We start from the raw sequence: 643 nt of genomic DNA, 5'->3' as shown, positions 1-643 counted from the left end.
AAAATGGTAAAAGATAGAAATATTACTATTACAAAAGAACATATTTTAACAGCCAAGGAAATATTAATTAATCGTCAAGATACTCATTTAGATAGTTTAGCTGAACGATTAAGAGAAAAACGAGTTAAAAATATTATTGAACCCATTTTAGCAGGGCAAACATTACCTGACACTTTAGCAGATGATCGCCAATATTTAATAGATTTAGGATTATTAAGACGTGATCCCAGGGGAGGATTAGTTATTTCTAATCCCATATATCGGGAAGTAATTCCCCGTGTTTTAGTCCAAGGAACTCAGGATAGTTTACCTTTAATTAGTCCTAGTTGGTTGACTACAACAGGTGAATTAAATATAGATAGTTTATTGACTGCATTTCTCAAGTTTTGGCGACAACATGGAGAACCTTTATTAAGTAGTGCTGCTTACCATGAAATTGCACCCCATATAGTATTAATGGCTTTTTTACATCGTGTAGTTAATGGTGGAGGAGTTTTAGAAAGAGAATATGCAATTGGTAGCGATAGAATGGATCTATGTCTGCGTTATAAAGATGTTATTTTAGGGATTGAATTGAAAGTGTGGCGGGATAAAAAACGCGATCCTCAAGGTGATGGAATTGAACAATTAGAATCTTATTTAG

Annotated in this window: 1 pseudogene; it reads left to right on the top strand. The window is 33.4% G+C overall.

The features are described 5' to 3' along the window. Positions 1–643, top strand: a pseudogene (locus FFR48_RS28275) (ATP-binding protein); the annotation flags it as partial.

The organism is Sphaerospermopsis reniformis (assembly GCF_005402885.1).
Taxonomy (GTDB): domain Bacteria; phylum Cyanobacteriota; class Cyanobacteriia; order Cyanobacteriales; family Nostocaceae; genus Sphaerospermopsis; species Sphaerospermopsis kisseleviana.
The sequence above is the reverse complement of the archived record's forward strand: the minus strand, read 5'-3'. Positions and strand labels throughout refer to the sequence as shown.